This window comes from Rhodoferax sp. XS2R6, assembly GCF_056521365.1.
In genome coordinates, this window is the sequence record NZ_JBWMAY010000001.1 from 334,991 (window position 1) to 353,743 (window position 18,753).

The window sequence follows — 18,753 nt, forward strand, 5'->3', positions numbered from 1 at the left end:
TGTTCGCGCTGCACCGCTTTTTTTAACACCCACTCCCCCAGCCCCTCGCCCCGTCGGCGAGGGGCTGGGGGAGTGGGTGTTAAAAAATCAAGGCAACAGAGCCTCACGCTCCCACAACCCCACCCCCGCCTGCTTCGCCGCATGTTTGGCCATCGCCGCCAAATTGGCTACATCCTCGGCACGCGAAAACTGGCTGCCGTCAATCGCCACAGCACCGATGGACAACGTGGTGCACGGAAAGAAGCGCTGCACACCGTGGCGGTCCTCGGCCTCGATACCACCGCGTGTACGCGCTGCCTCGTCAAACATGGCTAGCGCACGCTCCGCAAACTCGGCCACCAGGCGCTCACAACGCACCTTCCAGTCCGGGCTCTGAAACAGAATGATGAAGTCGTCACCGCCCACATGGCCCAAGAAGTCGCGCTGCGAGTCACACTGCTCCATGGCCACGCGTGCCAGCAGGCGGATCATCTCGTCGCCCCGCCAGTAACCGTAGTAGTCGTTAAACGGCTTGAAGTTGTTCAGGTCGGCATAACAGGCCACAAAACGCACCTGCTTTTTAAGCAGCCGCTCCATGTGTTGGCTGATCGGAATATTGCCCGGCAAAAAGGTCAGCGGGTTGGCGTGGCGCGCCGCTTCGATACGTGTCTCGGTCACTGAGCGCACCAACTGATCGCCGGTGCCCAGGCCCACATAGCGGCCGTTTTCGGTGGCAATAAAACCGTCGTTCAAATAACGCTGGTCTTGCGAGGTGAGGATGCCCACCAGCTCGTCCACGCTGTGTTCGCGCTCAATCAGGCGAGGCTCCGGGTTGGCGTGCACGCCACACGGTTTTCGCCCCCACACCTCGCGGTAGTAGAGCTTGCTGTATTCGTTCATGAACAGTGCACGGTTGATGATGCCCACCGGCCGCTCGCCGTCGAGCATGGCCACCGCATGCAAGGTGGGGTGCTCCAGAAAAATCTCGGCCAGCGCGTCGTTGTGCGTGTCGGGTGTGACTGTGGGTGCCCGCAGCAGCGAGAGGCTGCGCAAATGCCCGCCTTGCGACATGCGCCCCAGTTCAGGAAAAACCACCACCTGTCGCTCACCCAGCACACGCTGGGGGTCCACCCCCAGGTACTTGAGCGGTTTGCGGTCCGGGTGGCCCAAGAAATACCCTTGGCCGTATTCGATGCCCAGGTCGCGCAGCACACGCAAGTCCTCCGCAGTCTCAATGCCTTCGGCCACCAGCGAGCTGCCAAAGATGGTGGCAATCTGTTGCAGGGCCTGGATGGTCTTGAGCTTGTCGCCATGCGCGCTGATGTTGCGCGTGAAGTACTTGTCGATCTTCACCACCTCGGGTTTGAGCTGTGACCACAGGCGCAGGCTGGAGTGGCCATCGCCGAAGTCATCCAGCGCCAGTGACACACCCGCCGAGCGAATCTCCTGCACCACTTCGGCCAGGCGGTCCATACTGTCCACACGTTCGTGCTCGGTAATCTCCAGCACCAGGGTGCGTGGCATCACCCGCAGGTCCAGAATCCAACGCAACAGACCCTCGCGCCCGCGCAGATTGAAGATGCGGGTCAAAGCATTGGCGCTGATATTCACAAACAGCCGACCGCCGCTGCGCATATGTCCCCAGGTGCGCAAGGTGGACACCACGCAGGCGTTCTCAAACTCATACCGCAGGTCCTCCACCGCAGCCGCACGCAGCAGGCTGTCGGGGGTGTGCAGGGGTGTTCCGGCGGGGCCGCGAATCAGCGCCTCGTGGGCGTGGATAGAGGCATCCGAGAGATTCACAATCGGCTGAAACACCGGGTACAGACTCGCGTCCTGCAGCACTTTTTGCAACGGCCCCAGACCCGGGGTGAGGGGCGCAATGCCGGATACCAAACGCAAAGGCTGTGGCTGCATGGCACGTTCTCCAAGACACTAGGGGCAGGCGAGTTTATGAAGCCTCGGTGACAGTGTCATGACAGTGTGGCGCTGTGTATTTTTCCTCTAAAATTAAACGGTATAAACTGTATATACCGTTTCACTTTTCAGAAGGATTTTGTACGTGACTTCGACCGAAAAAACACTCCCCCCCACACCAGCTGCTTCACCTGCTGCTCCCGCCAAACCCGTGATCAGCAAGAAGCCTGCGCCCAAAACCGCTGCCAAGCCCGCTGCAAAAACCAAAGCAGCCGCCAAACCAGCAGCCTCCAAAGCCAAAGTGGCTGTGGCCAAGAAACCTGTGGCCAGCGTTCCCAAGAAGGCCAGCGTGGCAGCCACCAAACCGGCTGCCAAGAGCAGCGCAAAACCTGCGGTGAAACCCGCTGCCAAGCCCGTAGCAGTCAAAACGCCCAAGGCCAAGAAGCCCAAGATGGTGCGCGACAGCTTCACCATCCCCAAGCCCGAATACGACGTACTGAATGTGCTCAAGCTGCGCGCCACCAAGCTGGGCAGCCCGGTCAAGAAGACAGAGCTGATCCGAGCTGGCGTCAAGGCGATTGCGGCCCTGTCCGATGCGGCTTTCAAACAAGCCCTGCTGGCCGTGCCCAGCCTGAAAACCGGCCGCCCGGCCAAAGCCAAGAAGGCCTAAGTACCTAGAAAGATGAAAGGCAATTTGCCGCCGGGCCGCCCCAAGGCAAATTAGCCCCCGTGGGGGGCAGCGACCCGCGCAGCGGTGGAGCGTGGGGGCCTACAGCAACTCGGGGGATTGCACGGTTACCACCACGGTCTGGCCTGCACCCTCGCGCTCGCGGTAGCGCAGCCACCAGACCGCGCCTTTTTTGATAGCGCATTCGCTTTCGTTGAGGCCCAGCAAGCGCGAGATGGTTTGCCCCAATGTGGGCTGGTGGCCCACCACGAGCACACAGCCCTTGGCATGGGGCCATTGCACCAGCCCCAGCAGATCGTCCACACTGCCCAGCGGGGCAATGGCGGCATGGGTCTTGAACTTGCGGCCCAGCGCCTGCGCCGTCTGGTCGGTGCGCGCCGCCGGGCTGGCCCAGATGCGGGCACCGTCGGGCAGCTGCCGATCCAGCCAAGCGGCCATGCGGGTCGCTTGTTTGTCCCCCTTGCTACTCAGTGTGCGCAGCATGTCGTCGCCCACCAGATCCAGGTCAATGGCTTCCGCGTGGCGCCAGAGAATCAAATCCATCGCTCCCTCTCCCTTATTCAGGCTTTTGTATGGTGGCCGTAACGTGCCATGAGTGCGGCCTGGGCCCCATGTGCGGGGGTGTGCGGACTGTGTGACTGCACCCGCTGGTAGCGGCCATCGGCACCCAGGTCCCAGGCGTCCACCCCATCGTGCAAATACGCCACCAGGCACTCATCCACCATGCGCTGGCGCAACACCGGGTCGGTCACCGGCCAGGCCAGTTCCACACGCCGCACCATGTTGCGGTTCATCCAGTCGGCGCTCGACAGGTAGAGGTCTTCCACCTCGCCCTGGCGGAAATAAAACACCCGCGAGTGCTCCAGAAACCGACCAATCACCGAGCGCACGCGGATGTTCTCGGTGCGGCCCGGCACCTGGGCCGGCAGCATGCACGCACCGCGCACGATCAGGTCGATCTGCACCCCCTGTGCACCCGCGCGCATCAGGCTGCGGATCAGGGCCTCGTCGGTCAGTGAATTCATCTTGGCCACGATGCGGGTGGACTCCCCCCGCCCTGCGGCGTCGCCCAACGCGTCGATCTTGGCCACCAGATTGCGGTGCAAATGAAATGGCGCCATCCACAACTTGGACAGGCGTGGCAGCTTGCTTTGGCTGGCCAGGTGCACAAACACGTGTTCCATGTCGGTGGTGATACTGGTGTCTGCCGTGAGGTGGCTGATATCGGTGTACAGCCGGGCCGTGCGCGGGTTGTAGTTGCCGGTGGACAAATGGCCGTAACGCTTGAGCGACTTGCCCTCACGCCGGGTGATCAACATCATCTTGGCATGTGTCTTGAGGCCCACCACGCCGTACACCACCTGCGCACCAATCGACTCCAGCATCTCGGCCCAGTTGATGTTGGCCTCTTCGTCAAACCGGGCCTTGAGCTCCACCACCACTGTCACCTCTTTGCCACGGCGTACGGCTTCGCGCAGCAGGTCCATCAGCTCGGAATCGGCCCCGGTGCGGTAAATGGTTTGTTTGATAGCCAGCACCTGCGGGTCGTTCACCGCCTCGCGCAAAAAGGCCAGCACGCCGTCAAAACTCTCGAACGGCTGGTGCATCAGGATGTCGCCCTGTTTGAGCTGCGCAAAGATGGACTGGGCCTGCTGCAGCTGCGCCGGAAACGAGGGGCGGTAGGCCGGAAAACACAGGTCAGGCCGGTTCACCAGGTCAATGAGCTGCGTGAGGCGCACCAGGTTCACCGGGCCATGCACGCGGTACAGCGCCTTGGGTGGCAAGGCAAACTGTTTGAGCAAAAAGTCCGCCAAGTGTTCGGAGCACCCAGCCGACACTTCCAGCCGCACGGCCTGGCCGTAATGGCGGTGCACCAGGCCCTGGCGCAAGGCGGTGCGCAGGTTTTGCACATCGTCTTCGTCCACCGCCAAATCCGAATGGCGGGTCACGCGGAACTGCGAAAACTGCCCGACCACACGCCCCGGAAACAGCGAGTCCAGGTGCGCACGGATGACGCTGGACAGCGACACAAACAAGGTGCGCTTGCCAGCCACTTTGTCGGGCATACGAATCAGGCGCGGCAGCACCCGTGGCACTTTCACAATAGCAATTTCGTTCTCGCGCCCAAACGCATCTTTGCCACTGAGGCGCACGATGAAGTTGAGCGACTTGTTGGCCACCTGCGGAAACGGGTGCGAGGGGTCCAGCCCCACTGGGATCAGCAGCGGGCGGACTTCGCGTTCGAAGTACTGGCGCACCCAGGCGCGCTGGGCCACGGTGCGCTCGCCATGTGAGGCGATGTGCAGGCCTTCGCGCGCAAAGGCTGGCATGAGCTGTTCGTTGTACAGCGTGTACTGGCGCGCTACCAGGGTGTGCAGGGCATCGGCCAGGCGGTCGAAGGAGCCTACGCTGAACTGGCCCTTCTGGTCATTGGCCTGGCTGGCCGTGAGGTGCGGCTCGGCGCGCACTTCAAAAAACTCATCGAGGTTGGAGGACACGATACACAGGTAGCGCAAGCGCTCCAGCAACGGCACATCGTCACGCACCGCCCAGTCCAGCACACGCTCATTAAAGGCCAGAATGCTGTGGTCGCGGTCCAGCAAATCGGGCACGACCGGCGCGGGCTTGGCAAAGCGCTTGCGGAGAACAGACAACATGAACACCTACCCATTTATGACACAACGGTGAAGGATTGTTGACTTTCAAGATGACAGTGATGTGACATCTTGCGCCGCAGCGGGTGCGCTGGCAGGCGCAGCCCGCGCCGGCACCAGGTGGCCTGCAAACAGCAGCGCCGCATAGGCCCAGCCAAAGTGCAGGGCCCGCGCACGTGCCTCGTGGCGCGGCACCGACAAGGCGCCGTACCAGGCCTGGGTCAGGTCGGCGTGCAACACCCCGCCCTGCGGCGGCGCACCCACCACCTCGTTAGGCCCCTCCACCGGATAGGCCGCCACCGGCGTTCCACAGGCCATGGCCTCCAGCATCACCAGGCCAAAGGTCTCGGAGCGGCTGGGCATGACAAATACATCGGCCGCGGCATAGACCCGGGCCAGCTCGTCACGCGCCAGCACGCCCAACCAACGCACATGGGGGTAGCGCGCCTTCAGGTCCGCCTCCAACGGGCCCACGCCGCAGACCACCTTGGTGCCCGGCACGTCCATTTGCAGAAAAGCATCGATATTTTTTTCGTACGACACGCGCCCCACAAACAGCGACACCGGCCGTGCCAGCAGGCCCAGCGGCGCATACACGCGCGGCTCCTCCTGGTAGGGGAAGAGCTGCACATCCACGCCATGGGTCCAGCTGCGCAGCTTGCGGAAACCCTGCGCATCCAGCATGCGCAGCACGCTGGGCGTGGGCACCATCACGCCCGACGATGGCTTGTGGAAGTGGCGGAACAGCGCATAGCCCATCCACAGCGGAATCTTGAGCGCGGCTTGCAATATTTCGGGAAAACGCGTGTGGTACGCCGTGGTGAAGGCCAGCTTGTGCTTGCGGCAGTAGCTGCGTGCAGCCCAGCCCAGCGGACCTTCAGTGGCCAGGTGGATGGCATCGTGTGCACCCGCGTCCAGCATCTGCGCCAGGGCCTTGCCCGGTCGTACCGCCAGATCAATGCCGGCGTAGCCCGGGCAGGGCCGGGTCTTGAACAGACCGGGGTGGATCACCTCCACCACATGGCCTAGCCCTTCAAGCTCGCGCACCAGTTCCACCAGGGTGGTCACCACCCCATTGACCTGGGGTTGCCATGCGTCGGTAATCAGGGCGAGTTTCATGCGTGGGTTTCCTGCAAAGCGGGGGTAGCCACCGCGGTGGCCGATGGGGTGGGCGTGCCCGCCCAGGTAATGAGTTCGAGCTGGCCGTCCAGGTGCTCCACCAGCGCAGTGCGGCTCTCCACCCAGTCGCCGTCATTGCAGTACAGCGTGCCGTCGATGGTGCGCATCTCTGCGCGGTGGATGTGGCCACACACCACGCCGTCATGGCCCCGTTGGCGCGCCTCGTGGGCCACGGCTTTTTCAAAGTCGGTCACGTAGTTCAGCGCCTTTTTGACCTTGTGCTTGAGGTAGGCCGAGAGGGACCAGTACGGCAAGCCCATACGGGCGCGCAAGGTGTTGAGGTAGCGGTTGAGCTTGAGGGTGAACTCGTAGGCGTTGTCACCCAGGTAGGCCAGCCACTTGGCGCACTGGATCACACCGTCAAAGTAGTCGCCGTGCGTGACCCACAGGGTGCGGCCGTCAGCCGTGGTGTGCACCGTGTCTTCGTGTACCTCAATGCCGCCAAACTGGTGGCCCACAAAGGCGCGGGCGAACTCGTCGTGGTTGCCGGGGATGAAGACTACGCGGCAGCCCTTGCGCGCGCGGCGCAGCAGCTTTTGCACCACGTCGTTGTGCGCCTGCGGCCAGAACCAGCGGCGGCGCAGCTGCCAGCCGTCCACAATGTCGCCCACCAGGTACAGGTGGTCGCTGGGGTGGTGCTTCAAAAAGTCCAACAGCGCCTTGGCCTGGCAACCCGCGGTGCCCAGGTGGATGTCGGACACAAACACCGCGCGGTAGCGGCGATGGCCCACCTCGTCGTCGTCAGCTTCGGCGCCTGGCGCCAAACCCTGCCAGTTGGCGCCCAGTGCGTCGAAGGCGGTGCGCATCAGGCCCCCAGGAAGTGTTTGCGGTAGCGGGCGGGCAAATCGGCGATGCGCATCAGCATCGGCAAGTCGGCCGAGTTGAAATCCGGGTCCCAGGCCGGCGCGCCCAGCACCTTGGCGCCCAGGCGCAGATAACCCTTGATGAGTGCGGGGGGCTCCACGTCCAGCGTGCTGTCCAGCTGCTCAATGGGCAGCGGCAGGCGGGGACGCACGTGGTATTCGATGGGGGCCAAGTGTGTGGCCTCTACCTGGCGCCAGATGCTGGCGGCTACGTCGCCACCGACCACACCGTTGTGCAGCATAGGGATGCTGGCGCAGCCAATCATGGTGTCGAGCTGGTTGCGCACCATGAACTCGGCCAGTGCGCCCCACAGCGCCATGATGACGCCGCCGTGGCGGTGGTCCGGGTGCACGCAGCTGCGGCCCAGCTCCACCATGCGCTCGCGCATGCTGCGCAAGCGGGTCAGGTCAAATTCGGTGTCGCTGTAAAAGCTTCCAACACGTTTGGCCTGGGTGGGGGTGAGCACGCGGTAGGTGCCGACCACCTGGCCGCTGGCCTGGTCGCGCACGATCAGGTGTTCGCAGTAGTTGTCAAACAGGTCCACATCGTGGCCTGCAATCGGGGTATTGAGGCGGGCGCCCATCTCGCCGGCAAACACATCAAAGCGCAGGCGCTGGGCGGCGCGCACTTCGTCCTGGTGGCTGGCCCAGGAGACTTCGATGCCGTTGCGCGCGGGCGCGGTCAGAGCCTCGGGGGCGGTTTGCACCGCGATCGGGTGCAGCGTGGGTGCGGCCAGTGTTGGCACGGCAGTGGCGGATATTGTTGGCATTCTTGTCCCCTTCCTTGAGCGTGATTGCACTGACCGGGAAGTGTGGGGAACCGCCGTGACCCATCTGCGGCAGCGGCGTGAAGTTTTTGTGACAGTCGGTCTGCGGCAATTTTTATTTCAATATTTCAAGTATTATTGAAACATGAACACCAGCACCTTCGACGAAACCCAGGCCCTCAAAGCCCTGACCGCCCTGGCACAGGCCCAGCGCCTGCGCGCCTTCAAGGCCTTGGTGGTGGCCGGCCCCGAGGGCCTGACCCCCGGCACGCTGGCCCAGCAGTTGGACAGCGCCCCCAGCGCCCTGTCCTTTCACCTCAAGGAACTGGCCCACTCCGGCCTGGTGGACATCGAACAGCGCGGGCGCAACCTGATCTACCGCGCCAACTTTGCCCAAATGAACGGCCTGCTGGCCTATATGACCATGCACTGCTGCCAGGGCGAAAGCTGCGCGGTGACCGAAAGTGCTGCAGGCTGCACCAGTTGTTAGCCCCAGACGTGCATTTACAAGCCAAATAGGCCTCTAGCCCTTGTTGAATATGCGCAAGCAGCTACTGAATTTATAGCAAATACCCCATTCCCTATTTGATACAGGAACCGCCATGTCCCCATCCCCCCTCAACGTTCTCTTCTTGTGCACCCACAATTCGGCCCGCAGCATCCTGGCCGAGGCCACGCTCAACCACATCGGTGGCGGCCGTTTCAAGGGCTTTTCGGCCGGCAGCAGCCCGCGTGACAACCAGCAGCCCAACCCCATCGGCCTGCAAACCCTGCGCAACGCTGGCATTGCCACCGACGGTCTGCGCAGCAAAAGCTGGGATGAATTCGCCCTGCCCGACGCACCGCACATGGACCTGATCATCACCGTGTGTGACAACGCGGCCGGTGAGGTCTGCCCATTCTGGCCCGGCAAACCGGCCACCGCCCACTGGGGGTATGCCGACCCGTCTGCCGGTGACGGTAGCGATGCGGAAAAAGCCGAAGCCTTCAAACACACCCTGCACGCCATCCGCCGCAGGCTGGACCTGCTGGTGAACCTGCCCGCCGACAAACTGGAAGCCATGGCCATCCAACAAACCGCGAAAGACTTGGCGAAAGCATGAGCGAACCCACGAAGATGAAATCGAGTCGCAACGCCACGCCGGGCGCCTGGGCGGCAGAGCGTTCTGCGCAGGTAAAGGAGGAGCCTGCGCAGCGGGCGGGGGACACGGAGCAGAACGCTCTGCCGCCCAGGCGCCTCGCACCGAAGGCACTCCCACAGCCACTCTCCCAACAGCTACTCGCCGAATTCACAGGCACAGCAGCCCTCCTCTGCGCCGTCATCGGCTCCGGCATCATGGCCCAGCGCATCAGCGGCGGCAACGACGGCGTGGCGCTGTTGGCCAACACCCTGGCCACGGTGTTTGCACTGTATGTACTGATTGAAACCCTGGGGCCGGTGAGTGGCGCCCACTTCAACCCGCTGGTGACGCTGGTTATGTGGTCAAAACGGCAGTTAGCGCCCGAGAACACTGCGCAAGCAGCTACGCTTTTCATAGCAGCACAACTCTCCGGCGCAGTCGCTGGTGCTGCCCTAGCCAACGCCATGTTCGAGCTGCCCCTGCTGCACATCAGCGAACACCTGCGCGGCGGCTGGGACGCTGCCGGCCAGTTCACCGGCTGGGGCCAGTGGGTGGCTGAAGCGGTGGCCACCGGTGGGCTGCTGTTCACCATCCTGCGTGCGCCGGAAGGCAAAGCCAGCGCGCTGGTGGCTTGTTACATAGGCGCGGCCTACTGGTTCACCGCCAGCACCTCGTTTGCCAACCCTGCGGCCGTTTTGGGCCGCATGTTCAGCGACAGCTTTGCCGGCATTGCACCAGCCAGTGCGCTGGGCTTTGTGCTGGCGCAAACCGTGGGTGCTGCGCTCGGCGTAGCCTTGGCCCAAGCACTTTCCTCCAAGAAACCCTCTGTATGACCATCACCATCTTTCACAACCCCGCCTGCGGCACCTCGCGCAACACACTGGCCATGATCCGCAATAGCGGCGTGGAGCCCACGGTCATTGAATACCTCAAGACCCCGCCCACCAAGGCCCGCCTGCAAGCACTGCTGACGGCCATGGGCACCGGCCCCCGCGAGCTGCTTCGCGAAAAAGGTACGCCTTACGCCGAGCTGGATTTGGCGAACGAGAAGTGGACGGACGACGAGCTGCTGGATTGCATGCTGGCCCACCCCATCCTGATCAACCGCCCCGTGGTGGAAACGCCCCTGGGCACCCGCTTGTGCCGCCCGTCCGAGCTGGTGCTGGACCTTCTGCCCAACGCACAACAAGCCGCCTTCACCAAAGAAGACGGCGAAGCGGTGGTGAATGACAAGGGCGAACGTGTCTGAGCTGACCCACACCCTTCCCCAGCTGGAGGCTGCGCACTTCCGCCTGCCCGATGCGGCGGCGCTACGCCCGGCACCATCCACCCACGCGCCACGCATTGCGCTGCTCTACGGTTCGTTGCGGCCCCGCTCGTTCAGCCGGCTGCTGACCGAAGAAGCCGCCCGCCTGCTGCAAGCCATGGGCGCCGAGACCCGCATCTTCAACCCCAGCGGCCTGCCCCTGCCCGATGACGCGCCTGACACCCACCCCAAGGTGCAAGAACTGCGTGAACTGACGCAGTGGAGCGAGGGCATGGTCTGGACCTCGCCCGAGCGGCATGGCGCCATGACCGGCATCATGAAAGCGCAGATCGACTGGATACCACTCAACAGCGGCGCGGTGCGCCCCACCCAGGGCAAAACGCTGGCGGTGATGCAGGTCAGCGGCGGCTCGCAAAGCTTTAACGCTGTCAACCAAATGCGCGTGCTGGGCCGCTGGATGCGCATGCTCACCATCCCCAACCAAAGTTCGGTGGCCAAAGCCTTTATGGAGTTCGGCGACGACGACCGCATGAAACCATCAAGCTACTTTGACCGCGTGGTCGATGTGATGGAGGAGCTGATGAAGTTCACGCTGCTCACGCGCGATGTGTCGCCCTACCTGGTGGACCGCTACAGCGAGCGCAAAGAGAGTGCAGAAAAACTGATGCAACGGGTAAATCAACGCTCCATCGGATAATTACGCAAGCGAATTTAGTTATTCGCTGACCTGCTAAAGTGCAGACATGACACTGCTATCCGCAAGGCTCATTTCGCGGCTGGATCGAAGCGCTTTTTTCAAGTCCGATGCCCATGTTGAACACAAGTCATATGTCCAACATGGCCGCACTGAATTTTGGCAGTCAACGCATGCGTAACTCTCTAGCCCTGTGCTTTGGTGACCCCAATGCGACTGCCGCCGTTGCTGCGCAATACCGCACACGCCAATTTCAAGAGGTTGCCAAACAGTTGCCACTCGCAACGTTTAGCACTTTCACGATTGTGATTGCTAGCTTGCTCGTTGCACTGCGTGCAGACCGACATGTGGCTCTGGTCGCTGCCTGCGGGCTGGTGTTGACCTTACTGGCCACCATCCATCTGATTACCTGGCGGCGCCACCGCAGACCGACAGAAGCTCAACCACAGAAGACGGTTTCACCAAGCACTGCGGTGTGGCTGAGCGCTAATTTGGGTACCGGCGCGTTCCTCTACGGCGTGATCACCTTGTGCATGTTTGACGCACTCACGGAGTCGGAGCGTGTGATTTTGACGGGCACCGTAGCCGCAGTCATTGCCATTGGCGCTTGGATGTTTTCTGCACTCCCGTTGGTGGGGCTGCTCTGGTCTTTCCTTTTCTGCGCAGTAGTCGGCGTTGGCTTGATCAGTTTTTTCTGGCAAGACTATGGTGTTCTGGCAGCGCTGCTAGCGTTTTATGCATTCTTTTTAATCAGCGGCGTACTGATGACGTCGCGGCGTTTTGTAGAAAGTTTGATCGCTGAAACTGAAATCTCCCGCCAACGAGAAATCGTTGGATTGCTGTTGCGCGACTTTGAAGAGAATGCCAATGACTGGCTATGGGAAACAGACTCCATGGGTCGCTTGTGCCATGCATCCGTCCACTTGGTCGAAGCAGCAGGCAGCAAACAGCCCCTTTTGGGTCGAAATTTTGTAGACGTACTGGGTTCACTCATACCGGTATCCAACCAAGAACAAGTGCGATTGCTGGCGCGCTTGGAGCTGCTCCTGGACCAGCGTAAGCCTTTCCGCGCAATCCTGGTGGAAATACGAATCCAAGACCAGCAACGCTGGTGGTCCCTCACCGGCAAACCCCAATTTGACTCGGCGGCCCGCTTTACCGGCTGGCGGGGGGTGGGCTCGGATGTCACCACCGCACACCTGCACGATCTGGAGATGACCCAGTTGGCGCGGTTTGACCCGCTCACAGGCCTGGCCAACCGGCACCAGTTCCACCAGCAGCTGGCGGCGTACTTTCCTGCCGATGGCGCTGCCCTGCCTTGCTCACTGTTCCTGCTGGACCTGGACAACTTCAAGACGGTCAACGATTCACTGGGGCACACCGCTGGCGACGAACTGCTGCGCGAAGTGGCCAAGCGCTTGCGCGCAGCCGCCGGTGGGCGGGGCCTGGTTGCACGCCTGGGAGGCGATGAGTTTGCTTGGCTGATACCAGGCAACCTGCCCCGTGAAGCCATCGAGGAAAGCCATCGCTACCTGCGCAAGGTGTTGTCGCAGGCTTGGCAATACCAGGACTACAGCATTGCGGTGCATGGCAGCATTGGCGTGAGCTTTGCCCCGGCAGATGCCCGGGCGGCGGCGGACCTGATGCGCAGCTGCGACATGGCACTCTATGCGGCCAAGGCCGCGGGGCGTGATGCGCTGTGCTACTTTGACCCCGCCATGGAGGTGCAGGCCAGCCAGAAGCTGGGCCTGTTGGGAGATATGCGCAAAAGCCTGGAAGCGGGCGACTTTCGCGTGTACTACCAACCCCAGATCGATATGGGCAGCGGGACCCTCTCCGGCTTCGAAGCCCTGGTGCGCTGGCAGCACCCCAAACGCGGGCTGGTGCCGCCCGCGGAGTTCATTGCACTGGCTGAGGACAGTGGCCTCATCGTGCCACTGGGCGCCTGGGTACTGGCCCGAGCCTGCCACGATGCAGCCACCTGGCCCCCCACGCTGCGGGTGGCGGTGAATGTCTCTGCGGTGCAAATCGAGCGTGCGGACATGTATGCCACCACACTGGCCGCCTTGCAGCGCAGTGGGCTGTCAGCCCAGCGGCTGGAGCTGGAGCTCACGGAGTCCAGCCTGATGCGGGATGCCGACGCCGCGCAGTCCCTGCTGCGGGCCCTGCGGGCCAAGGGCGTACGGATCGCGCTGGATGACTTTGGCACCGGTTACTCTTCGCTCTCTTACTTGCGCAGCTTCCCCATGGACAAGCTCAAGATCGACCGCTCTTTTGTTTGCATCCTCGATGAAGCGGGCTCCGACGGCAGCGCGGCGGCCATTGTCCAGACCATCGTCCAGTTGGCGCGCACGCTGCACCTGGAAACCACGGCTGAGGGGGTAGAGACCGAGGCCCAACTCGAGGCCCTGTCACAGATTGGCTGCACCTATGGCCAGGGCTACCTGCTGGCCCACCCCATGGCGGCTGACCAGGTCATTCCCTTTATTGAGCGCTGGACCGGGGAACGGGTGGCGCCCCTGTCCCGCCTGACAGCACCATCACCATCACCATTGGATGAAGCGGCGCTGCGCCAGGCATCGCAGGAGGCCCAACCCTCGCAATCACAGCGGCTGGTTTTGCACACCGGGTGGAGCCCCTTGATCTAGGCCCTGCGCGGGCAAGCGATCGAGATTACGCTGCTTGGTAGACCAAATATGCTATAGAAACAATAGCTGTTTGCGCAGCACCTACGGGCACCAGAGGCAAATAAGGCTTAAAAATCAGCCCTTCAAGCCAGCCACTTCTGCATAAACCCGGCCTGCCCCATGGCCGGGTCCAGTTCGTAATAGGCAAAACCCACACGCTCGTAGAGCTTGACCGCGCCGCCATTGCCCGACAGCACTTCCAGCGTCAGCTTGCAGGCGCCACGCTCCACGGCGATCTGCTCCACCAACGCCAGCATCTTCTCGCCAATGCGCTGGCCACGGTAGCCGGGCAACACGGCCACATCGTGCACATTCACTAGCGGCTTGCAGGCGAAGGTGGAGAAACCTTCGATGCAATTGATCAGGCCTACCGGCGTGGCGTCATCATCCGACGCAAACGCCAACACGCTGAAGGCCTGTGGGCGTGCCGCCAGCGATGGCACCAGGTTGGCCTTGGCAAAATCGTTCAGGCCTTCGCCACCACCCATGGGGTCGCTGGCATAGGCGTCCAGCAGCATCACCAGTGCAGCGGCGTGCACGGGGTTGGCGTAGTCAGCACGGACCACGCGGATCACATTCGTCATGGGATTCACACTTTCAGGGTATCGGCAATACGCTGGGCGCAGCTTTGGGCTTGTGCGGCATCGCGCGCTTCCACCATCACACGCACCAGTGGTTCAGTGCCACTGGCGCGGATCAACACACGGCCGCTGTCGCCCAACGCGGCTTCAGCCGCTTTGGTTTCCTCAGTCATACGGGCGTTGTTCTTCCAGTCCTGGCCGGGGGTCAGGCGCACATTGATCAGGGTTTGCGGGAACAGCGTCACGTCGCCCAGCAGCTGCGCCATGGTCTTGCCGCTGCGCACGCAGGCCTGCAGTACCTGCAGGGCCGATACCAGGCCGTCGCCCGTGGTGTGTTTGTCCAGCGCCAGCAGGTGGCCGGAGCCTTCGCCGCCCAAAATCCAGTGGTGCTTTTCCAGCTCTTCGAGCACATAACGGTCGCCCACCTTGGCGCGCACGAATTGCACGCCGCGTTTCTTCAGCGCCACTTCCACGGCCATGTTGGTCATGAGTGTGCCCACCACGCCGGGCACATGCTCGTCACGGCCCAGGCGGTCATCGGCCATCAGGTACAGCAGCTCGTCGCCGTTGTAAAGGCGGCCGTCCGCATCCACCAGTTGCAAGCGGTCGGCGTCACCATCCAGCGCAATGCCAAAGTCGGCCTTGTGGTCCTTCACGGCCTGCACCAGCGCCTCGGGGTGGGTCGCGCCCACACCCTTGTTGATGTTCAGGCCATCGGGTGCGCAGCCGATGGCAATGACCTCGGCGCCCAGCTCGTGGAACACCTTGGGCGCAATGTGGTACGCCGCGCCATGGGCCGCGTCCACCACAATCCTCAGGCCCTTCAGGGTCAGGTCATTGGCAAAGGTGCTCTTGCAAAACTCGATGTAACGACCTGCGGCATCGTCCAAGCGGCGCGCTTTGCCCAAGCTGGCAGAGTCCACCCAGACAGGGGGCTTTTCCAATTCGGCCTCTACCGCCAGCTCCCAGGCATCGGGCAGCTTGCTGCCTCTGGCGCTGAAGAACTTGATGCCGTTGTCGGCAAACGGGTTGTGGCTGGCGCTAATGACCACGCCCAACGAGGCGCGCTGAGCGCGCGTGAGGTAGGCCACGCCCGGTGTGGGCAGGGGCCCTAGCAGCACCACGTCTACGCCAGCGGAGTTAAAGCCGCTCTCCAGGGCGCTCTCCAGCATGTAGCCGGAGATGCGTGTGTCCTTGCCGATCAGCACCGTGGGGCGTGCCTCGGTTTCCTTGAGCACATGGCCCACGGCGTGCGCCAGGCGCAGCACAAAGTCGGGGGTGATGGGGGCTTGCCCCACGGTACCGCGAATGCCGTCGGTGCCGAAATACTGTCGTCCCATTTGAATTCCTGTTGTGTTGTTGTTGGTTGTTATGAACGTGCAGCTTGCATCGCGGCCAGTACCTTGAGGGCACTGACCGTGTCACGCACATCGTGCACCCGCACCACGTTCGCACCGTTCTGCACGGCCAGCACGGCAGCGGTCACGCTGGGTGCGCGGCGCTGGTCCACGTCCATGCTGGCGGCGTTGCTAAGCGACGTCTGGGTGACTGCAGCCAGCGACGACTTGCGTGACCAGCCCGCCAGCACCGGATACCCGGTGGGCACCGCCTGCGTCTGGCGCGCCAACAGCGCAAAGTTCTGCTGCACGGTTTTGCCAAAACCAATGCCCGGGTCCAGGCAAATACGGGTCGAATCGACCCCTAACCCATGTAAACGCTGCGCGAGTAGCTCTAAAAACGATAGCACCTGCGGCACCACATCCCCTTCCATGGGCGCCACCTGCATGGTCTGCGGGTCGCGGTGCATGTGCATCAGGCAGACGCCGCAGTTGGGATGGGCCGCCACCACGGATTCACCCGTGGGACCGCCCTGCCCGTCGCGCCAGCGCAGCGCCCAGACGTCGTTGACGATGTCCGCACCCAGGTCCAACGCCGCCTGCATCACCGCAGGTTTGTAGGTGTCCACCGACACCGGTACCCCCAAGGTCACGGCATGGCGGATGACGGGCAGCACCCGGTCGAGCTCTTCTTCCAGCGCAACCGGTGGTGCACCGGGCCGGGTGGATTCGCCACCGATGTCCAGCATGTGGGCACCGTCCTTGAGCATGCGTTCGCAATGCGACAAGGCGGCGCTGTGTGAGGCGTGCAAGCCGCCATCCGAAAACGAATCGGGCGTGACATTGACGATGCCCATCACCCGGGGGGTGGACAGGTCAATCGCAAAGCGGGTGGTTTGCCAATGCATGGGAGGGATTATGCAAGCCTGAAACGCACACAGGGCCCGAAGGCCCTGTGGGTTCAGCGCAGCCTGGGGTCAGGCGGCTGTGGGTGCTGGGTCTGCCGCCACGGCTGGGGCTCCGCCGCTGCCACCACCCCCGTTGTTCGGGGTGCGCGGTGTCCAGTCCTTGGGCGGACGGGGTTCACGGCCCGCCATGATGTCGTCCAGCTGCTCGCTGTCAATGGTTTCCCATTCCAGCAGGGCCTTGGCCATGGCGTGCATCTTGTCCTGGTTGTCTTCGATCAGTTTGCGCGCCAGGGCGTACTGCTGGTCGATGATGCGGCGCACTTCCGAGTCCACCTTCTGCATGGTCTGTTCGCTCATGCTGGTGGTCTTGGTCACGCTGCGGCCCAAAAACACTTCACCTTCGTTCTCGGCGTAGACCATGGGGCCCAGCGCGTCCGTCATGCCGTAGCGGGTCACCATATCGCGGGCGATGGAGGTGGCACGTTCAAAGTCGTTGCTGGCGCCGGTGGTCATCTGGTTCATGAACACTTCTTCGGCAATACGGCCACCGAACAACATGCTGATCTGGTTCAGCATGAATTCGCTGTCGTAGCTGTAGCGGTCTTGCGCGGGCAGGCTCATGGTCACACCCAGGGCACGGCCACGGGGAATGATGGTGACCTTGTGCACCGGGTCGCACTTGGGCAACAGCTTACCAATCAGCGCGTGGCCGGACTCATGGTAGGCCGTGTTCTTGCGCTCCTCTTCGGGCATGACCATGCTCTTGCGCTCGGGGCCCATGAGGATTTTGTCCTTGGCCTTCTCGAAGTCCTGCATTTCCACCAGGCGCGCGTTGCGGCGCGCGGCCATCAGGGCGGCTTCGTTGCACAGGTTGGCGAGGTCGGCACCGCTCATGCCGGGTGTACCGCGGGCAATGGTCATGGCACTCACGTCCTGGCCCAAGGGCACTTTGCGCATGTGCACGTTCAAAATCTGTTCGCGGCCGCGGATGTCGGGCAGCGTCACATAGACCTGGCGGTCAAAACGGCCGGGGCGCAGCAAAGCGGCGTCCAGAATGTCAGGGCGGTTGGTGGCAGCCACCACGATCACGCCGACATTGGTCTCAAAACCGTCCATCTCGACCAGCATCTGGTTCAGGGTTTGCTCACGCTCGTCATTGCCACCGCCCAGGCCTGCGCCACGCTGGCGGCCCACAGCGTCAATTTCGTCGATAAAGATGATGCAAGGGGCATTCTTCTTGGCGTTCTCGAACATGTCGCGCACACGGGATGCGCCCACGCCGACAAACATTTCCACAAAGTCAGAACCCGAGATGCTGAAGAACGGCACCTTGGCTTCGCCGGCAATGGACTTGGCCAGCAAGGTCTTGCCGGTACCGGGAGGGCCAACCAGCAACAAACCACGTGGAATACGACCGCCGAGTTTCTGGAACTTGCTGGGGTCTTTGAGGAAGTCCACGACCTCCTTCACTTCTTCCTTGGCTTCGTCGCAACCGGCCACATCGGCAAAGGTCACGGTGTTGGTGTTTTCGTCCAGCAGGCGAGCCTTGCTCTTGCCGAAACTGAAGGCTCCGCCCTTGCCGCCGCCCTGCATCTGGCGCATGAAATACACCCACACGCCGATCAGCAACAGCATGGGGCCCCAGCTGACCAGCAGGGTCATGAGCAGGGAACCTTCTTCGCGGGGTTTGACGTCGAACTTGACGTTGTTGGCGATCAGGTCGCCGACCAGACCGCGGTCCAGGTAGGTGGCGGTGGTACGCACCTTGCGGTCATCCGAGGTGACGGCCAAAATTTCGGTACCGCCCTGCCCCTCTTGGATGAGCACGCTCTTGATCTGGTTGTTACGCACCTGTTCCAGGAAGTCGGAATAACCAACTGTGCCCGACGCTGCAGCGCGCGTGTCAAATTGCTTGAACACGGTGAACAGCACCAAGGCCACCACCAACCACACTGCAATTTTAGAAAACCACTGATTATTCAAGCGAAGCTCCAATACTGGCGCAAGTAAACGAACCTTGCGTACTTGGGACCCATTTTAGGCGTTTCAAGCGATGAAAGCCGATATTTCAAGGTTTACGGCCTCAGAAACAGCATGGGAATAGGGTGACA

At 62.4% G+C, this 18,753-nt stretch carries 18 protein-coding genes; 7 read left to right on the top strand and 11 right to left on the bottom strand.

What is annotated here, in order from left to right; all coding sequences use genetic code 11:
- Positions 1-87: 87 nt before the first annotated feature.
- Entirely contained in the window at positions 88-1,896 is a 1,809-nt protein-coding gene (locus AC097A_RS01575; protein ID WP_105259677.1) for a GGDEF domain-containing protein, read from the bottom strand.
- Positions 1,897-2,041: 145 nt separating this feature from the next.
- On the opposite strand from AC097A_RS01575, the gene AC097A_RS01580 reads away from it, so the two are divergent.
- Complete coding sequence (locus AC097A_RS01580) at positions 2,042-2,566, top strand: hypothetical protein (protein ID WP_479619494.1); 525 nt, start codon at positions 2,042-2,044, stop codon at positions 2,564-2,566.
- Between the two features lie 99 nt (positions 2,567-2,665).
- Here AC097A_RS01580 and AC097A_RS01585 read toward each other — a convergent pair whose 3' ends face one another.
- Genes AC097A_RS01585 through AC097A_RS01605 form a run of 5 tightly spaced genes read right to left on the bottom strand, consistent with a single transcriptional unit; the run spans position 2,666 to position 8,050 of the window.
- The gene (locus AC097A_RS01585; RefSeq protein ID WP_105259678.1) at positions 2,666-3,127 is read right to left on the bottom strand and encodes a SixA phosphatase family protein; all 462 of its coding nucleotides are present in this window, start codon (positions 3,125-3,127) and stop codon (positions 2,666-2,668) included.
- Between the two features lie 17 nt (positions 3,128-3,144).
- Positions 3,145-5,241 carry a polyphosphate kinase 1 gene (gene ppk1 / locus AC097A_RS01590; protein WP_479619495.1) on the bottom strand — a complete coding sequence of 699 codons (2,097 nt, stop codon included), beginning with the start codon at positions 5,239-5,241 and terminating at the stop codon, positions 3,145-3,147.
- A gap of 45 nt (positions 5,242-5,286) precedes the next feature.
- Positions 5,287-6,357 (bottom strand): glycosyltransferase family 4 protein, encoded by a 1,071-nt coding sequence (locus AC097A_RS01595; protein ID WP_479619496.1) that lies wholly within the window; start codon positions 6,355-6,357, stop codon positions 5,287-5,289.
- Positions 6,354-7,223: a UDP-2,3-diacylglucosamine diphosphatase gene (locus AC097A_RS01600; RefSeq protein WP_479619497.1), complete on the bottom strand. Its 870-nt coding sequence runs from the start codon at positions 7,221-7,223 to the stop codon at positions 6,354-6,356. Before AC097A_RS01600 ends, AC097A_RS01595 begins: the two co-directional genes overlap by 4 nt.
- Entirely contained in the window at positions 7,223-8,050 is an 828-nt protein-coding gene (locus tag AC097A_RS01605) for a GNAT family N-acetyltransferase (RefSeq protein WP_315494797.1), read from the bottom strand. Before AC097A_RS01605 ends, AC097A_RS01600 begins: the two co-directional genes overlap by 1 nt.
- A 142-nt stretch (positions 8,051-8,192) precedes the next feature.
- Here AC097A_RS01605 and AC097A_RS01610 point away from each other — a divergent pair, with 142 nt between their 5' ends.
- From AC097A_RS01610 to arsH, 5 genes are all read left to right on the top strand, one after another.
- The gene (locus AC097A_RS01610) at positions 8,193-8,537 is read left to right on the top strand and encodes an ArsR/SmtB family transcription factor (protein ID WP_315849667.1); all 345 of its coding nucleotides are present in this window, start codon (positions 8,193-8,195) and stop codon (positions 8,535-8,537) included.
- Between the two features lie 112 nt (positions 8,538-8,649).
- On the top strand, positions 8,650-9,150 hold the full coding sequence (locus tag AC097A_RS01615) for an arsenate reductase ArsC (RefSeq protein ID WP_479619498.1): 501 nt from the start codon (positions 8,650-8,652) through the stop codon (positions 9,148-9,150).
- Complete coding sequence (locus AC097A_RS01620) at positions 9,147-10,001, top strand: aquaporin (protein ID WP_479619499.1); 855 nt, start codon at positions 9,147-9,149, stop codon at positions 9,999-10,001. Before AC097A_RS01615 ends, AC097A_RS01620 begins: the two co-directional genes overlap by 4 nt.
- Complete coding sequence (gene arsC / locus AC097A_RS01625) at positions 9,998-10,417, top strand: arsenate reductase (glutaredoxin) (RefSeq protein ID WP_479619500.1); 420 nt, start codon at positions 9,998-10,000, stop codon at positions 10,415-10,417. Before AC097A_RS01620 ends, arsC begins: the two co-directional genes overlap by 4 nt.
- Complete coding sequence (arsH, locus tag AC097A_RS01630) at positions 10,395-11,132, top strand: arsenical resistance protein ArsH (RefSeq protein WP_479619501.1); 738 nt, start codon at positions 10,395-10,397, stop codon at positions 11,130-11,132. Before arsC ends, arsH begins: the two co-directional genes overlap by 23 nt.
- Before the next feature lie 730 nt (positions 11,133-11,862).
- Here the strand turns inward: arsH and AC097A_RS01635 are convergent.
- Positions 11,863-12,024, bottom strand: a complete 162-nt coding sequence (locus tag AC097A_RS01635; RefSeq protein ID WP_479619502.1) for a hypothetical protein — start codon at positions 12,022-12,024, stop codon at positions 11,863-11,865.
- Positions 12,025-12,208: 184 nt separating this feature from the next.
- Here AC097A_RS01635 and AC097A_RS01640 point away from each other — a divergent pair, with 184 nt between their 5' ends.
- A complete protein-coding gene (locus AC097A_RS01640; RefSeq protein ID WP_479619503.1) occupies positions 12,209-13,777 on the top strand; it encodes a putative bifunctional diguanylate cyclase/phosphodiesterase in 1,569 nt (522 codons plus the stop codon).
- Between the two features lie 122 nt (positions 13,778-13,899).
- On the opposite strand, the gene AC097A_RS01645 is transcribed toward AC097A_RS01640, so the two are convergent.
- The 4 genes from AC097A_RS01645 to ftsH form a co-directional block, all read right to left on the bottom strand.
- Positions 13,900-14,400, bottom strand: a complete 501-nt coding sequence (locus tag AC097A_RS01645; RefSeq protein WP_479619504.1) for a GNAT family N-acetyltransferase — start codon at positions 14,398-14,400, stop codon at positions 13,900-13,902.
- Between the two features lie 5 nt (positions 14,401-14,405).
- Entirely contained in the window at positions 14,406-15,737 is a 1,332-nt protein-coding gene (glmM, locus tag AC097A_RS01650) for a phosphoglucosamine mutase (protein ID WP_479619505.1), read from the bottom strand.
- Positions 15,738-15,766: 29 nt separating this feature from the next.
- Positions 15,767-16,642 (bottom strand): dihydropteroate synthase, encoded by an 876-nt coding sequence (folP, locus tag AC097A_RS01655; RefSeq protein ID WP_479619506.1) that lies wholly within the window; start codon positions 16,640-16,642, stop codon positions 15,767-15,769.
- Positions 16,643-16,711: 69 nt separating this feature from the next.
- Positions 16,712-18,625, bottom strand: coding sequence for an ATP-dependent zinc metalloprotease FtsH (ftsH, locus tag AC097A_RS01660; protein ID WP_105259692.1), 1,914 nt, complete (start codon positions 18,623-18,625; stop codon positions 16,712-16,714).
- Between the last annotated feature and the right edge of the window lie 128 nt (positions 18,626-18,753).

What these genes read in the sequence shown, in the direction of transcription:
- AC097A_RS01575 (WP_105259677.1), bottom strand. Translation starts at nt 1,896, where the DNA reads ATGCAGCCACAGCCTTTGCGTTTGGTATCCGGCATTGCGCCCCTCACC.
- AC097A_RS01585 (WP_105259678.1), bottom strand. Translation starts at nt 3,127, where the DNA reads ATGGATTTGATTCTCTGGCGCCACGCGGAAGCCATTGACCTGGATCTG.
- ppk1 (WP_479619495.1), bottom strand. Translation starts at nt 5,241, where the DNA reads ATGTTGTCTGTTCTCCGCAAGCGCTTTGCCAAGCCCGCGCCGGTCGTG.
- AC097A_RS01595 (WP_479619496.1), bottom strand. Translation starts at nt 6,357, where the DNA reads ATGAAACTCGCCCTGATTACCGACGCATGGCAACCCCAGGTCAATGGG.
- AC097A_RS01600 (WP_479619497.1), bottom strand. Translation starts at nt 7,223, where the DNA reads ATGCGCACCGCCTTCGACGCACTGGGCGCCAACTGGCAGGGTTTGGCG.
- AC097A_RS01605 (WP_315494797.1), bottom strand. Translation starts at nt 8,050, where the DNA reads ATGCCAACAATATCCGCCACTGCCGTGCCAACACTGGCCGCACCCACG.
- AC097A_RS01610 (WP_315849667.1), top strand. Translation starts at nt 8,193, where the DNA reads ATGAACACCAGCACCTTCGACGAAACCCAGGCCCTCAAAGCCCTGACC.
- AC097A_RS01615 (WP_479619498.1), top strand. Translation starts at nt 8,650, where the DNA reads ATGTCCCCATCCCCCCTCAACGTTCTCTTCTTGTGCACCCACAATTCG.
- AC097A_RS01620 (WP_479619499.1), top strand. Translation starts at nt 9,147, where the DNA reads ATGAGCGAACCCACGAAGATGAAATCGAGTCGCAACGCCACGCCGGGC.
- arsC (WP_479619500.1), top strand. Translation starts at nt 9,998, where the DNA reads ATGACCATCACCATCTTTCACAACCCCGCCTGCGGCACCTCGCGCAAC.
- arsH (WP_479619501.1), top strand. Translation starts at nt 10,395, where the DNA reads ATGACAAGGGCGAACGTGTCTGAGCTGACCCACACCCTTCCCCAGCTG.
- AC097A_RS01635 (WP_479619502.1), bottom strand. Translation starts at nt 12,024, where the DNA reads ATGGAGTCTGTTTCCCATAGCCAGTCATTGGCATTCTCTTCAAAGTCG.
- AC097A_RS01645 (WP_479619504.1), bottom strand. Translation starts at nt 14,400, where the DNA reads ATGACGAATGTGATCCGCGTGGTCCGTGCTGACTACGCCAACCCCGTG.
- glmM (WP_479619505.1), bottom strand. Translation starts at nt 15,737, where the DNA reads ATGGGACGACAGTATTTCGGCACCGACGGCATTCGCGGTACCGTGGGG.
- folP (WP_479619506.1), bottom strand. Translation starts at nt 16,642, where the DNA reads ATGCATTGGCAAACCACCCGCTTTGCGATTGACCTGTCCACCCCCCGG.